Source organism: Streptomyces sp. 2P-4, from assembly GCF_030167965.1.
GTDB classification, from domain to species: domain Bacteria; phylum Actinomycetota; class Actinomycetes; order Streptomycetales; family Streptomycetaceae; genus Streptomyces; species Streptomyces globosus_A.
Map to the genome: position 1 here is coordinate 6,470,705 of NZ_CP095011.1, position 14,166 is coordinate 6,484,870.

At 73.3% G+C, this 14,166-nt stretch carries 12 protein-coding genes; 7 read left to right on the top strand and 5 right to left on the bottom strand.

The features are described from left to right. Positions 1-22: 22 nt before the first annotated feature. Positions 23-1,162, bottom strand: a complete 1,140-nt coding sequence (locus MUK52_RS28890; RefSeq protein ID WP_284581329.1) for a CapA family protein — start codon at positions 1,160-1,162, stop codon at positions 23-25. A 22-nt stretch (positions 1,163-1,184) separates the two neighbouring features. On the opposite strand from MUK52_RS28890, the gene MUK52_RS28895 reads away from it, so the two are divergent. Then, positions 1,185-1,556 (top strand): hypothetical protein, encoded by a 372-nt coding sequence (locus MUK52_RS28895; RefSeq protein WP_284581331.1) that lies wholly within the window; start codon positions 1,185-1,187, stop codon positions 1,554-1,556. Here the strand turns inward: MUK52_RS28895 and MUK52_RS28900 are convergent. Then, positions 1,531-2,181, bottom strand: a complete 651-nt coding sequence (locus MUK52_RS28900; protein ID WP_284581333.1) for a TetR/AcrR family transcriptional regulator — start codon at positions 2,179-2,181, stop codon at positions 1,531-1,533. The genes MUK52_RS28895 and MUK52_RS28900 overlap by 26 nt on opposite strands. 87 nt (positions 2,182-2,268) lie before the next feature. Here MUK52_RS28900 and MUK52_RS28905 point away from each other — a divergent pair, with 87 nt between their 5' ends. Together MUK52_RS28905 and polX are read left to right on the top strand one after the other, a co-directional pair. Then, on the top strand, positions 2,269-3,111 hold the full coding sequence (locus tag MUK52_RS28905) for an SDR family NAD(P)-dependent oxidoreductase (protein ID WP_216827139.1): 843 nt from the start codon (positions 2,269-2,271) through the stop codon (positions 3,109-3,111). A gap of 377 nt (positions 3,112-3,488) precedes the next feature. After that, positions 3,489-5,216, top strand: a complete 1,728-nt coding sequence (polX, locus tag MUK52_RS28910) for a DNA polymerase/3'-5' exonuclease PolX (RefSeq protein WP_284581336.1) — start codon at positions 3,489-3,491, stop codon at positions 5,214-5,216. Here the strand turns inward: polX and MUK52_RS28915 are convergent. After that, on the bottom strand, positions 5,158-6,531 hold the full coding sequence (locus MUK52_RS28915; RefSeq protein ID WP_284581339.1) for an MFS transporter: 1,374 nt from the start codon (positions 6,529-6,531) through the stop codon (positions 5,158-5,160). The two genes, polX and MUK52_RS28915, sit on opposite strands and share 59 nt — an antisense overlap. A 140-nt stretch (positions 6,532-6,671) precedes the next feature. Continuing rightward, positions 6,672-7,235 (bottom strand): hemerythrin domain-containing protein, encoded by a 564-nt coding sequence (locus MUK52_RS28920; protein ID WP_284581341.1) that lies wholly within the window; start codon positions 7,233-7,235, stop codon positions 6,672-6,674. Between the two features lie 303 nt (positions 7,236-7,538). Here MUK52_RS28920 and MUK52_RS28925 point away from each other — a divergent pair, with 303 nt between their 5' ends. The 4 genes from MUK52_RS28925 to MUK52_RS28940 all read left to right on the top strand — a co-directional run bounded on the left by MUK52_RS28925 (position 7,539) and on the right by MUK52_RS28940 (position 11,681). Beyond that, a complete protein-coding gene (locus MUK52_RS28925) occupies positions 7,539-8,138 on the top strand; it encodes a nucleotidyltransferase family protein (protein WP_350206199.1) in 600 nt (199 codons plus the stop codon). Continuing rightward, positions 8,135-8,410, top strand: a complete 276-nt coding sequence (locus MUK52_RS28930; RefSeq protein WP_114056213.1) for a hypothetical protein — start codon at positions 8,135-8,137, stop codon at positions 8,408-8,410. The genes MUK52_RS28925 and MUK52_RS28930 overlap by 4 nt, the downstream gene beginning before the upstream one ends. Beyond that, entirely contained in the window at positions 8,407-9,138 is a 732-nt protein-coding gene (locus tag MUK52_RS28935; protein WP_114056212.1) for a metallophosphoesterase family protein, read from the top strand. Before MUK52_RS28930 ends, MUK52_RS28935 begins: the two co-directional genes overlap by 4 nt. A 98-nt stretch (positions 9,139-9,236) precedes the next feature. Next, positions 9,237-11,681 (top strand): YfhO family protein, encoded by a 2,445-nt coding sequence (locus tag MUK52_RS28940; protein WP_284581347.1) that lies wholly within the window; start codon positions 9,237-9,239, stop codon positions 11,679-11,681. Between the two features lie 95 nt (positions 11,682-11,776). Here the strand turns inward: MUK52_RS28940 and MUK52_RS28945 are convergent, their stop codons facing one another. Continuing rightward, entirely contained in the window at positions 11,777-13,864 is a 2,088-nt protein-coding gene (locus MUK52_RS28945; RefSeq protein ID WP_284581350.1) for a PIG-L family deacetylase, read from the bottom strand. Between the last annotated feature and the right edge of the window lie 302 nt (positions 13,865-14,166).

Here is a 14,166-nt window from a genome sequence, read left to right on the forward strand (position 1 = left end):
ACCACTTGGGCGGGCGGCGGGCTCACGCCGGTACGAAGGTCCAGGACGCCGGATCCCCGCCGCCCCCGCCGCCCCCGTCCCCGCCTCCGCCCGCCGTACGCAGCCCCCGGCCGGTGCGCTCCAGCAGCTCCCGCAGCCAGGCGGCGTCCTCGGCGGAGGCCCGGTGCAGCCGCAGGGCGAGCGGCCGGAACACGGTGATGCGCAGGCTCTCCAGCCGCCCCGTGTCCGGGTCCAGGGCGGCCAGGTACAGCGGGCGCAGGTCGTCGCGGTAGCGCTCGTAGCCGCCGATGCCCTCGTAGTCGTCGACGAAGTCGCCGCAGCCGTGCAGGATCAGCTTCCCCCGGTACAGCTCCAGCGGCCGCGCGTGGTGGGAGGAGTGGCCGTGCACGACGTCCGCGCCGGCGTCCACGAGGGCCCGGGCGAACGCGGCCCGGCCGGCGGGTACCCCGTACCCCCAGTTGGAGCCCCAGTGCACCGACACCACCGCGATGTCGCCGGGCCGCTTCTCCTCCCGGACGCGCTCGGCCAGGGCGCGCGCGGCCGGACCGTCCGGCGTGTCCACGTACGCCACGCCCGCCCGGCGGCCGGTCGCCGCCCACTCGGGCGGGATGCCGCTGGACGGCATCCCGAACGCGAGGACCGTCAGGCGGTGGCCGCCGCCGAGGGGGACCTCCGCCGCCCGCCCCGCGGACTCGGCGTCCCGCCCCGCACCCGCCGTCCGCAGCCCGGCCCGGGCCAGGACGCGGAGCGTCTCGCGCAGCCCCCGCCGGCCGAAGTCCATGACATGGTTGTTCGCCAGCACGCACACGTCCGGGCGCACCGCCGCCAGACAGGGCAGGTTCCGCGGGTGCATCCGGTAGTGGACGGCCTTGCCCGGCGCGAAGTCCCCGCTCAGGGTTACCCCCGTCTCCAGGTTGACGATCCGCGCGTCCGGTGCCGCCCCGTCCAGAGCGGCCAGTGCCTCGCCCCACGGCCAGTCGAACCCGACCGGCAGGGCGGGCAGCGGGCCGTGCGCCGCCTCCGCCAGGGCCACGTACCCGCGGGCGTCCGCCATCCCGCCCTCGCGCAGGGCGGGGTTGCCCGGGTGCGGCAGGATCTGGTCGATGCCGCGCCCCAGCATGACGTCACCGCACAGCGCCAGGGTGACCGGACCGCGACCCATGCCTCCAGGCTAGTCCCCGGCGGTGGAGAGGGTATTCGGGATCGAGGCGGACCTGTTCAACGACGATCGGCCGGCCCGCGCCCTGGACGCGATCGCCCTGCATCCGGAGATGCCGGCCGGTACTGTCGGAGCCCCCGCGATCGCCGAGTCCGGCATCGACTGTTCCCGGCTGCACTGGGACATGACCGGCATGTCCGTGCACGGCGCCTACCGCGAAGCCGGCCACGACGAGGACTTCCCCGCCATGCGGCGTCCAGTTGCATCTGCTGGACCTTCTCGGCGTCGACATCAGGCGAACCCGCTGGCCACAGACCTGAAACAGCTGACCCCGGCAGCGGTCGCCCGCCCTCGACGGGGCGTGGGCGCTGCTATGTCGTCTCGCCGGCGTCCGTGACCATGCGGACGAGGGTGTCGACCAGCTCGTCGGAGGTGGTGCGCAGGCTGTCTGTGCTGAAGTGGCCGGTGAGTTCCATGTCAGCGATGCCGTGGGCGCTGGCGAGCAGCAGGGCGCCGTAGTGCCTGGCGTTCCGCTCCCCGACGAGGTCGGTGACGATGATCAGGAACTCTTCCTGGAAGCGCCCGGCCGCGCGGATGCGGTCTGCGGCTGGGTCGCCCGCCGGCGCGCACAGCCGGCGTCGGACGCGATCGAGTCCTTCACCAAGTTCCTCAGGACGGTGTCCGTGGCGCCTGAACAACATCTGGTACAGGTGAGGCTGGTCCCGGCCGACGCCGATGAGGGCGCGGAGAGCGCCGCGCAGCTTGTCGGAGCCCGACAGGGCCGGATCGGTCCGCAGGGTGTGGACCTGGTCGGCGATCCGTTCCCAGCTCTCGGTCGCGAGGGCGGTCAGCAGGCTGTCCTTGCCCGTGAAGTGCCGGTACGGAGCTCCCCGTGTCACGCCTGCCCGCGCGCTCACCTCGCGCAGGGTGACGGCTTCGGGGCCGCCGAGGTCGAGGAGGTCGGCGGCCGCGTCGAGCAGAGCGCGGCGGGTGAGGGCGGCGGATTCCGCACGAGTGGCCATGACCTGCATCATACAGTTGACAGTGTCATCTGTGCTGGTAGCGTCACTAAGGTGACAACGTCATCTGAAACACAGAGGCTGGTCGTCGTGACCGGAGCCTCCACGGGCATGGGTGCGGCAGCCGCCCGCGAACTGGCTCGTCGGGGCTTCCACGTGCTGGCCGGCGTGCGACGCGACCGTGACGCCGACGCCATCCGATCCGCCGGCATCGAGCCCGTCATCCTCGACATCACCAAGTCCGCGCACGTGGAGGCACTCGCCGCGCGGGTCGCCGGAGACCCGCGCGCGCTGCACGCGCTCGTGAACAACGCCGGCGTCCAGGTGAACGCCCCGGTCGAAGTCCTGCCGATGGCGCAGTGGCGGCAGGCGTTCGAAGTCAACCTGTTCGGCCACATCGCCGTCATTCAGGCACTCCTGCCCGCCCTGCTGCGCAGCAAGGGCCGCGTGATCAACATCAGCTCGGTCGGCGGCAGGTACGCCATGGCAACATACGGCGCTTACGCCGGCGCGAAGTTCGCCCTGGAGGCAGTAAGCGACTCACTCCGCCGGGAGGTCGCGCCGCTGGGCGTACAGGTCGTCGTGGTCGAGCCCGGCGGCGTCCGCACGGAGATCGCCGCCCGCGGGATCGCAACAGCGAACCACCTGGCTGCCCAGATGACGCCGGAGCAGGACGAGCGCTACGGCGGTCTGGTCCAAGCGAACAACAAGTTGATGGCCTCGGGCACCGCGTCGGGCCTGACCGCTGACGCCGCCGCCCAGGTGATCGCGAAGGCCGTGACAACCCGCAGACCGCGCACCCGCTACACCGCCGGCCGGGATGCTGCCTTGATCATGAGCCTGGGCCGGTTCCTGTCCGACCGTACGCTCGACCGCGTCCTCGCCGCCAACCTGCGCCGCCACTACCCGAAGGGAGCCGTCGGCCGACGATAACCCCACGCACAGCTCCGTCCCCTGTGGTGCGGCCACCGGTGGGCTCACAGCCAACGGATGACATTCCCTCCGGCCCGGGGCGAGGGCTCTCCGGGCGTCAAGCCGCGGCCTCGCTGCACGAGCGTCGCCCCGCGGCCAGACCACGGGTCACGGCTTTCACCGCCAAGCACCCCTGGTGCCACCCCCGGCTGCCCGTACTCTGCCGTACGCGACTGCCTGGAGACCAAGATCAATCTCATCGGGATTTCCTGTACCTCAACTCCCCACGCCCGGAGTCCCGTGGCCGGGGCCGCCCGACGCGCCGCGTGCCGCCCCCCGCCGCCGCCCGCCGGGCCCCCGGCGGGCGGCGCCCCGCCCCGCGGGGGCAACCTGGAGGTATGAGCCGGGCCAACGACAGGGTCGAGGCGCTGCTGCGGGAGTACGCCGAGCTGATCGCCATCAGCGGCCAGGACGCCTTCAAGGCCCGCGCCTACGAGAAGGCCGCCCGCGCCATCGGCGGCCACCCGGTCGACATCGCGCAGCTCGACGCCAAGGGCCTCATGGACATCCCGCACGTCGGCCGCTCCATCGCCGACAAGGTGCTGGAGTACCTGCGCACCGGCCGGATCCCCGAGGTGGAGGCCTCCCGGGAGGCCGTCCCGGCCGGCGTGCGGGAACTGACCCGCATCCCCGGCCTGGGCCCGCGCAAGGCCCTCGTCCTCCACCGCGACCTGGGCATCTCGTCCGTCGCGGAACTGGAGGAGGCCCTGCGCGGCGAGAAGCTCCGCGACCTCAAGGGCTTCGGCGAGCGCACCGAGGAGAGCATCCGGCACGGCATCCTCCTGCTCAGGCAGGCCGGTGACCGCATCCTCCTCGACGCCGCCACCGAGCTCGCCGAGGAGATCGTCGCCGAGCTGTCCCGCATCCCCGGCTGCGTCCGCTGCACGTACGCGGGCAGCCTGCGCCGGATGCGCGAGACCATCGGCGACCTCGACGTCCTCGTCGCCGCCGACACCTCCGAACCGTTCATGGCGGCCCTCACCGCCCTCCCCGCCACCGCCGAGGTCATCGCGCACGGCGCGAAGAAGACCTCCGTCCGCACCGCCTCCGGGGTGCAGGTCGACCTGCGCGTCCTGCCGCCCGCCTCCTGGGGCGCCGGCCTGCAGTACTTCACCGGCTCCAAGGCCCACAACATCCGCACCCGCGAGCTCGCCGCCCGCCACGGCCTCAAACTCTCCGAGTACGGCCTCTTCGACACCGAGACCGGCGAGAACCTCGCCTCCGAGACGGAGGAGGACGTCTACGCCCGGCTCGGCCTGCCCTGGATCCCCCCGGCGCTGCGCGAGGACCGCGGGGAGATCGCCGCCGCCCTCCGCGGCGAACTGCCCGAGCTGGTCACCGAACGCGACATTCGCGGAGACCTGCACACCCACACCGACCTCACCGACGGCCTCGCCTCCCTGGAGGACATGGCCGCCGCGGCCGCCGCCCGCGGCTACGCCTACTACGCGGTCACCGACCACGCCCCCGACCTCGCCATGCAGCGCATGACGAAGGAGAAGGCCCTCGCCCAGCGGGATCGGCTCCGCGCCCTCGACCGCACGCTCCGCGGCATGCGGCTGCTGCACGGCACCGAACTCAACATCGGCCCGGACGGCGGCCTGGACTGGCCGGACGACTTCCTCGCCGGCTTCGACCTGTGCATCGCCTCCGTCCACTCCCACTTCGGGCAGACCCGGGAGGCCATGACCAGCCGGATCATCCGCGCCTGCGAGAACCCGTACGTCGCCGTCCTCGGGCACCCGACCACCCGCCGGCTCGGCATCCGGCCCGGCGTCGACGCCGACTTCGACGCCGTCTTCGCGGCCTGCGCCCGCACCGGGACCGCCCTGGAGGTCAACTCGCACCCCGAGCGCCTCGACCTCTGCGACGAGGACATCCTGCGGGCGAAGCGCCACGGCGTGAAGTTCGCCGTCAACACCGACGCCCACGCCACCGTCCACCTGCCCTACCTGCGGTACGGGGTGGGCACGGCGCAGCGCGGCTGGCTGACGAAGGAGGACGTCGTCAACGCCTGGCCGTGGGGCCGGCTGCACCGCTTCCTGAGGGAGAAGCGCCGCCGGTGAGCGGGGCGGGCGCGGTGCCGGGGGCTTCGGTGCCCGGGGCTGCGGCGCCCGGGCCCGCCCAGCGGGCCGCCCCGTCGGCCCTCGGGAGCACGGCCACCGCCAGTACGGCCGCCAAGGCGGCCGACGCGAACGCCGGAGCGAAACCGAAGCCGGTGATCAGCGCACCCGCCAACGGCGGCACCAGCACGATCGCCACGTGCTGGCCCGTCCCGTGCACGCCCAGGGCCCGGCCCGCCCAGTCCGGGCCCGCACACTCCGCGACCGCGGTGTTGTGCAGGCCGTTCGTGCTGATCGTCAGCGCCGACGCCGCCAGCAGGGCCGCCGTACCCGCCGCCGACGGCCACACGGCGCCCGCCGCGAGCAGCGCCAGGTCCGCAGCCGTCGCCACGGCCAGCCACCGCATCGGCCGGACCCGGCTGCCCACCGCGTCCGACCACCACCCCGCCAGCAGCCGCACCCCGGCCCCGGCCAGGTTCACCGCGGCCAGGACGGTCCCGGCCGCGGCGGCGGACCAGCCCCGCTCCTGCGTCAGGAACAGCAGCGCGAAACCCGTGACCACGAACTGCGGCACGCACAGCGCCGCCGCGACGGCATGCAGCCGCCACAGGTGCCCGCCGCCGGCGCTGCGGCGGTACGGGGACGGCGGCCGGGCCGCGACCGCCCGGCCCCGGGACACGGACACGGGCACGGGCCCGCCGGGCTGCTCCCGGCGCACCGGGCCGCCCGGGCCGCCCGGGCGCGGCGGGTCCACGGCGAACACGGCGATGGCCGCGCCCGTCACCCCGCACAGCCCCGCGCACAGGCCGAACGCCGCGCCCACACCCGCGCCGTCGGCCAGCGGCGGCAGCGCCGCCGCGGCCACCGCCGTACCCACCGGCTGCGACGCCTGCCGCACCCCCATCGCCATCCCGCGCCGGCCGGGCGGGAACCAGCCGATGACCAGCCGCCCCGACGCCGAGTTGACGGACGACCCGCCGGCGCCCGCCGCGACCAGCAGCAGGCCCAGGAGGGTGGCATCGCCGGCGGCGACGGCAGCGGCCGCCGCCATCGCCGCGGTGGCGGCGAACAGCCCGGCGGTCAGGGCCAGCCGCTCCCCGTACCGGTCGGCGACCGCGCCCCAGCCGACCAGGCCGAGGAGGATCCCGGCGATCGGGCACGAGACCAGCAGGCCGGCGCCGGCAAGCGAGACGCCCAGGTCCCGCTGAAACGCGGGGATCAGGTACGCGAGGCCGTACAGGGCCGTCGTACTGGCGGTCTGGCCGCAGGTCCCGAGGGCGAGCATGGCCCAACTGCGCGTCATCCTTGGCGTGTCCACACCCGGCACTGTAGGCCTGTGGCCGTAATGCGAGACAGATCGTTCTGCATGTTGAGACACGGAGACGCAGACGGATAAGGGCAGGGGCAAGGGGCCCGGCCGGGAACCGGGCCCCTTGGCGGCGGGGAGGGCGCCCCGGATCAGGAACCGGTCCGGCCGCGCCCGGAGACGAAGTCCCGCGCCCGGTCGACCAGGCCCAGCCCCGGCGCGAGCAGCTTGTTCGCCGGCGGCTCCGACGGCTTCCCCGGGTGCGGCCGCGTCGGCGCCAGCTTCTTCGCCAGCCGGATCCGGTCCCCGAGCTCGTGGAGGACCTCCTTGTCGCAGGCGCGCCGCAGCGCCGGGAACAGGTTCGCCTCCTCGTCGCGGATGTGCTCCAGCACCTCGTTCCGCAGGTCGGCGACCATCCGGTCGAACTCCGGCCCCGCGGCGTCGACCGCCTCCAGCTCCTTCAGCACCACCTCGACGCGGGCGTGGTCCTCGATCTCGCGGTCGGCGATCGCGTCGCCGCCCGGCACGTGCTTGCGTACCGCCGGGTAGAGGTACTCCTCCTCCGCCACGGAGTGCCGCACCAGCTCGATCGTCAGCAGGTCCACCAGGGTGCGGCGCTCCTCGGCGGGGGTGGCGTTCGCGAGGTCCGCGAAGAAGCCCCGCACCTCGTCGTGGTCGGCGGTCAGCTCGTGAACGACGTCTCCGCCGTGTCCCATGGCCGTGCTCCTCTCTCGTGTCCTTGCCCTGCCGTCCGGCCCGCCGCGCCGTGCACGCGGCGGCGGCCGCACGCGGCGCCGACCCCCTGCGGGGCCTGCGCCGGAGACCCGCGCTTGCCCCGCCGCCCCCGCACCATGCACGGCCCTGCGCCGACCGGCGGACCCGGTTTGACCGGGCCCGCCGACGGGAAGGCGCTCACGACCACCGGCCGACCCGGGAGCCGACCCATGAGCCATCACGTTCCTGCGCCAACCACCGAGACCGGTGAGCTGCCGCAAGACCACACCGGCGCAATCCTGGAAGTGACCAAACGCGTCGCATCGCTGCTCAAGGCCTCCGGCAGCCCCTTCGCACTCGCCGGCAGCGTCGCCGCATTCGCCCACGGAGCACCCGCCCGGTTCCAGCACGACACGGACTTCTGCGTGCGCCCCGAGGACGCCGAGGAAGTCGTCGCGGCACTCCGCAAGGGCGGCATCGAGATGCGCGAGTCGTCCGAGGACTGGCTGGTCAAGGGATTCGCCGACGGCGAGCAGATCGACCTGATCTTCGAACTCGCGCGGCGGCCGGTGGGCGCGGAGCTGCTCGCCCGCGCCGAGGTCCGCTCCGTCGCCTCCGTGTACATGCCCGTCCTCGCTCCCACGGACCTGATGGACGGCAGGCTCGCCGCCCTCACCGAGCACTACTGCGACTTCGGGGACCTGCTGCCCGTCGCCCGCGTCCTGCGCGAGCGGATCAACTGGGTCCGACTCGACCGGGAGTACCGCGACATGCCGCTCGCCGACGCCTTCCTGTACCTCCTGGAACGCCTCGACGTCATCGAGCCCCGGGCGCGGCTGCGCGAGCGGGGCGGCGGCCGGAACGGCGACCGGGCGGAGGCGTCCGGGAAGGAGCCGCGCCCATGAACGGGCCCGCTCGCCGACACGACGAACCCGTCGCCTACCGGGCCGAGCGCCTCCGCGAGCGCCTGGCCCGCGACGACCTCGCCGAACTCGGCGTCCAGATCGACCTGCACGGCCCCATCACCGTCCTGACCGGGACGGTCACCACCGCCGCGTGCCGCGAGCAGGTGCTGAGCATCGCCGCCGAGGAACTGGACGGCCTCCAGTGGCGGCACGACATCCGCCTCGCAGGAGTGCTCCCACCCTCCGAAGGCGACCTGGAGGACCTTCCATGACGCGCATCGCCGCGGTCGGCGACATCCACCTCGCGCCCGGCTCCGAAGGACTGCTGCGGCCCGCCTTCGACACCCTCGGGGAACGGGCCGACCTGCTGCTCCTGGCCGGCGACCTGACCCGCCACGGAACCCCGGAGGAGGCGGCCGTGGTCGCCGGCGAGGTGAAGGGCCTCCCCGTCCCCGTCGTCGCGGTGCTCGGCAACCACGACTACCAGAGCGACCGGCAGGACGAGGTCGCCGACGTCCTCCGCGAAGCGGGCGTGACGGTCCTGGAGGGCGACTCCGTACGCATCGACGCGGGCGGCACCCAGGTCGGCGTGGCCGGGGCCAAAGGGTTCTGCGGCGGCTTCGCGGGCCGCTGCGCGGGCGAGTTCGGCGAGCCGGAGATGAAGGCGTTCGTCCGCACGGCGCGCCAGGCCGCCGAAGCCCTGCACGGCGCCCTGACGGAACTCGCCGCGGACGGCTGCGACGTACGGGTCGCCCTGACCCACTTCGCCCCCGTCCCCGACACCCTGGCGGGGGAGCCGCTGGAGATCTACCCCTTCCTCGGAAGCCACCTGCTGGCGGAGGCGATCGACGAAGTGGGCGCGCACCTGGCGGTCCACGGGCACGCCCACCACGGCACGGAACACGGCATGACGGAGGGCGGAGTCCGCGTCAGGAACGTGGCGATGCCGGTGATCGGCCGGGCGTTCGCCGTGTACCGGCTGGACGGGGGCGGGGGGTAGCGGCCGGAGGGCCGGCGGCGCCGGGTGCCGGTGTGCCCACGAACAGCGGCTCTTGCGTGGCAGCGGTGAAGGGCGCGGCGTGCGTAGCGCTCCTGTCCATGGGCGCCTACTGTCTCGCGATGGCCGTGCACGGCACCTACCCCTTCGGCGGGCGGTCGCGTGCCGTCAACGACCTCGGCAACCAGCTCGTGCCGTTCCACGCCCACCTGTGGGACCTGATGCACGGCAACACGACCGGCGACCTCTACTTCAACTGGTCGAGCGGATACGGCACACCCTTCCTCAGCGACTTCTTCACCTACCTGATGAACCCGTTCTCCTGGCTCGTCGGGGGCTTTCCACGCCACCTCGTGGAATTTCCGGTGTTCCTCGTCACCCTGTTCAGCATCGGCCTTGCCTCAGCCCTCATGACCCTCTTCCTGGGCCGACTGCACCCGGGCTCCCCATGGCTGCGGGCCCTCCTCTCCGTCTGCTTCGGCCTGAGCGCGTGGACGATCTCCGACGGCTTCGCAGACCCCATGTGGATGTGGGGTCTGGTGGCGCTCCCCCTGGTCGGCATCGCCTACGACTGGTGCCTGCACCGGCGGCGCTGGGTGGCGGGCGCCCTTCTTGTCGCCCTCTCCTGGGCAGGCAACTTCTACACCGCGGCGATGGCCACCCTCGGCATGGCCCTGGTCCTGCTCGTGCGTCTGTTCCTTGACGTGCGGACAGGCCGGGAGCGGCTGGACAGCCTGCTCCGCGCCGCTTCCATGACCCTGACCGGCGTCCTCCTCACCGCGCCCGTACTCGCGGTCAGCCTCAAGGCGGCTCACGCAGCGCAGCCGGCGCCGGTGAGGACCTACCAAGGCCCACCCACCGCAGCCCACTACCTGGCGCAGCTGCTGCCGGGTGGGCTGTCCGAGGGACCCCGCGTCTCCGTGGGCATGGTGCCCCTGCTGCTCGTCGCCACGCTGCCCTTCATCCGCCGGGTGCCGCTCAGGGAACGCTTCTGCTGGCTCTTCCTCATCGCTGCCATGGCAGCTTCGTTCGTGTGGCTGCCCACGATCCTGATCTGGCACGGAGGGGCGATGCCGAACGGCAGCCCCTACCGCGCCTCCCTCGCCCTGACCGCAGTCCTGGTGTCCGCGGCGTGGCTGGCGCTCGCGCGTGAGCCCGGCCCCCGGGAACTGCTGTGCGGAGCGGGCGTCCTGCTCGTCCTGATCCTGTCCGTCCGGGACAGCACGCACATGAGCCGCGGCCCGTGGCTGCTGGCGGCCGCCGGCCTCGTCCCCCTGGCACTGCTGCTGACGCGGGACAGGTACCGGGGGCGTCGCCGACGGCGCGCCGCGCTGACCGCGGCACTGGCCGTGACGGTCTTCCTCACGTCGGCCTACACGGTCTTCAACACCACGGTCCTCCGCGACGCCTACGCCTGGTGGACGCCCAAGCGCACGTACGACAGCGAGTCCGCGGCCACGTACGAACTCCTCAGGTCGGCCGACGACTGGCCGGTCACCCGCACCGACCCCGGGCCCCACGAGTACGCCAACAACGATCCCATGCTGCTTGCCGGACAAGGCGGTTCCTACTACAGCAGCTACGTGCCCGCACGCACCGCTGAAGCGCTGCACCGGCTCGGCGCGGGCTGGTACATCCAAGGCCGGCACACGCTGAGCTTCACCGACCCCGTCAGCCGAGTGATCATGGGAATCAGCAGCTACACCGACCGGAGTGCGGGCTCCCGCGGCCTCACTCGGCCGACGGTGCCGGCGCCACCCATCGTCACCGTCCGGCCTCCCGGCACGATCCTCGACCACGCCGGTACGGACGCCACCGTCTTCGCCCGCCAGGAACGCGTGCTCGGCGCCCGCGTCTACGAGGTGCCCCGGCTCCGCCCCTCAACCGGTGCGCCCCCCGAACCCGTCGCCGGCCGCGGCTGGGCGCTGGCCTCGGACCCGGAGGGCAGCTCCGGCCGCACGTTCACCGCGCCCTGCACACCCGGCACCGAGGCGTACTGGTACGCACCGTGGTTCCTCGGCCGGGTCGAGGCACAGGGCCGGACGGTGAAGGGCTCCGGCCGCCACAGCATGACGCGCCTTGGCCTGACCGCGCTGGGGAAGGTACCGGAGAACGGGGCGATCACCCTGACGGTCCTCTCGGGGCGCAGGCAGTACATTCCCGAGAACCCGATCGGGTGCCTGAACCACGCCGCGCTCGACCACGCCGTCACCCGCCTGCAGGCCACCGGCCCGCAGCGCCTCCGCAGCGGCGGGCATACGCTCGAAGCCCTCTTCGCCCCCGGAACCAGGGGAACCGCGGTCGTCTCCGTACCCGCGACGGCGGGCTGGCAGTGCGCGGTCGACGGGGGCCCGGCCACCACACCACGCACACTCGGCGGCCTCATCGCCGTGGACCTGGCCGGCGGCGCCAACGCGCTCCGGTGCGCCTTCCGCCCGCCGGGACTGCGGCTCGGCCTGGCAGGCAGTGCCGCTGCCGCCGCCGTCTTGCTGCTCGTGGCGGGCGTCAGTGCGCTGCGTACGCGCCGCAGGAACCCGGGTGGGTGACCACCGCACCGGGGGAGCGGCGGGGCGGCGGTGCGACGGGGCCGCGCTGCGTCGCCCGGGACACGCCCGGGGGACACGGCCCCGGCTGAGGCGCGTCAGCGGCGCACCGCGGGAAGCCACAGGGAGCGGGGGCGGGGGGCGCCAGGCTGCGAGGCGGCCGGCGGCGCCGTGGTGACGTGCAGGTCGGCGTCCAGGCCGAGGACCGCGATCGAGGCTGCACCGGACGCCTCCACCAAGCCCGCCGGGGCGCCCGTGTACAGCATCCGGGACTCGCTCCAGACCGGGGCACCGCCCGAGCCGTCCCTTGAGCCTGTTCCGCCCATGCCGACCGTACTGATCGTGCCCGCACTCCCCCCGCGGCCCGCAAGCAGGGGGCCCGCGACGCCCACCGCGCCGTAGCCCGCCCCGCCGCCGACCTCGGTGAGCGGGGAGACACGCGGTGCCGGCCTGCCCGCTGTCGCAAGAGCGGTACGGACCGCACCCGAGCCGGGGCGGCGGAAGAACAGCCGGACGCCCTCGCCCTCAGGGGAGACCGACAACGGCACCGTGGTCGGTGGCAGCCCGGTGGGCAGGGGGCCCTCCAGCGGGGAGTCCGGTGTCTGCTGGACCCAGGCCAGCACGGTTCGGCTCGTGGCCGCGTAGACGTGGCGCCTGCCCTCCGCATCGATCGCGGTCGCGGGCTCGCCCTGAAGATCGGCGCCCCCCAACGCCTGCCATGGTCCGAACGGGCCGTTCGGGGCGGTCTGCGCCCGGGCGCGCAGCGTGAGCTTCGCGTCGCGCACGTATACCGTCATGCGGCCGGTCCGGTCCACCGCGACGGAAGGCCCGCTGATCGCCGAGGCGCCCTCCGCGTCCGATGCCTCCGGAGTGCCGAGCGTCCGCCACGGGCCGAACGCGCCGTCGGGCGAGGACTGGACGGCGTACACGATGCCACGGGTGTAGTCCTGCGGCCCCGCGCCCAACGTGGTGCGCGTGCCGAAGACCGCGATCCTGCCGTCGGGCAGCCGTACCGCCGTCGCGCCGGTGTCCATGCCGGTGCCGGGGAGCAGCTCGGGCCCCTGCCAGTCCGCCCGCGGGCCGCCGTGGGACCAGTACGCCATCCGCCCGTCGAGGACGGCGAAGGCCCACAGCCGGCCCGAGGCGCCTTCGGCCACCCATGAAGTGCTGTCACCGCGGCTGTAGCGGATGCTCTGGCTCCAGCCGTAACCGGCGGGTCGGGCGGCTGTCTTGCGGTCGCCGCAGCCCGCGGGGCTGCCGCACCACTCCTGGTGGTCGAGCCAGGCGTAGGTCTTGAGGTAGCGGAGCTTCTCCTCGGCTGTGTGCGGGTCGAGCGTCGAGGGGAGGGAGGTGTTGAGGTAGCCGCTGTAGTTCTGGACCGAGAAGTGCGGCCGGTCCGTCGACTTCGCGTAGCGCTCGGTGGCTGCCTGTATGAAGCGGGCGCCGTACATGTGGTCCTGGTGGTCGACCAGCCTGCCGCTCTCCCCCCACAGGCCCGGTGTCGGGTCCTGCAGCCGTATCGTGGTCGGCTTGTACTGCTCGAGTACCGCCGCGACGGTGCGCACGACCTGGTCCTTGGTATAGGAGAACGGCTGCTTGACCGGCGTGCCCGAGGTCAGTTGGGCTCCCAGGGCGGCTGTCTTCCCGTTCCACAGACCCCGCAGGCTGTCCGGGTTCTCGCCGTCGATACTGCGGGCCTCGCGCAGCTGCAGCCATACCAGGTTGATCCGCGGCTCGGCGACGAGGACGTCCACCTCCGCAGACCCGCCGCCGGCCGTGGGCACGGATGTCCGCTCCCACGGACTCGTGCGGTCACCCGTCGCCATCTGCGCATAGGCGCCGCGGATGCCGTTCTGCCGGGCCTCCGCGTACGAGGCGCGATCAGCGGGCCGCACGGGATCCTTCACGTGCCGGCCGTGGGCCTCGTTCCGCCCGTCGGACTCGCCGGAGGTGAGGTAGACGGTCGTCACCTTGGAACCGGCCCGTATGGAGCGGCTCAGGTCCGGGTTCATGAAGAACAGGTCGTCGTCGGGGTGCGCGACGACGTGGAGCACGGAGCCGCCGGTCACGCTCTCGCCGGAAGGCTGCACGGTCCCGTGTCCGTAGGCCAGGGCCACCACCCCGCCGGTGCCGGCCGAGAGGACCGCGAGCAGGACAGCGGGACGGGCGCTGCGGAGGAGGGGCATCGGCGCGCCTTGAGGGTCGGTCCAGCGGCAGAACTCCGCCCGGCAGGAGAGGTCGATGGGTGGGCGGCAAGGTGGCCCACCGCCTTGCGGAATGAATGATTCCGGTGGTGACCCGACATGATTATGCACACGCCTGTTTGATTGACCCACCGTCAAGTCTGCTATGGGCAAAAAAGATTTGAATGGCCTGGTTAGTGCAGAATTTGCAATTCTGTAAAACTTGGGATGTTTGCCCGATTTTGGGTGAAGGTGTCCATCGTGGCGTGTCGGCGGTGCACCGACCGGGGCCGCCCGGCGGCTCC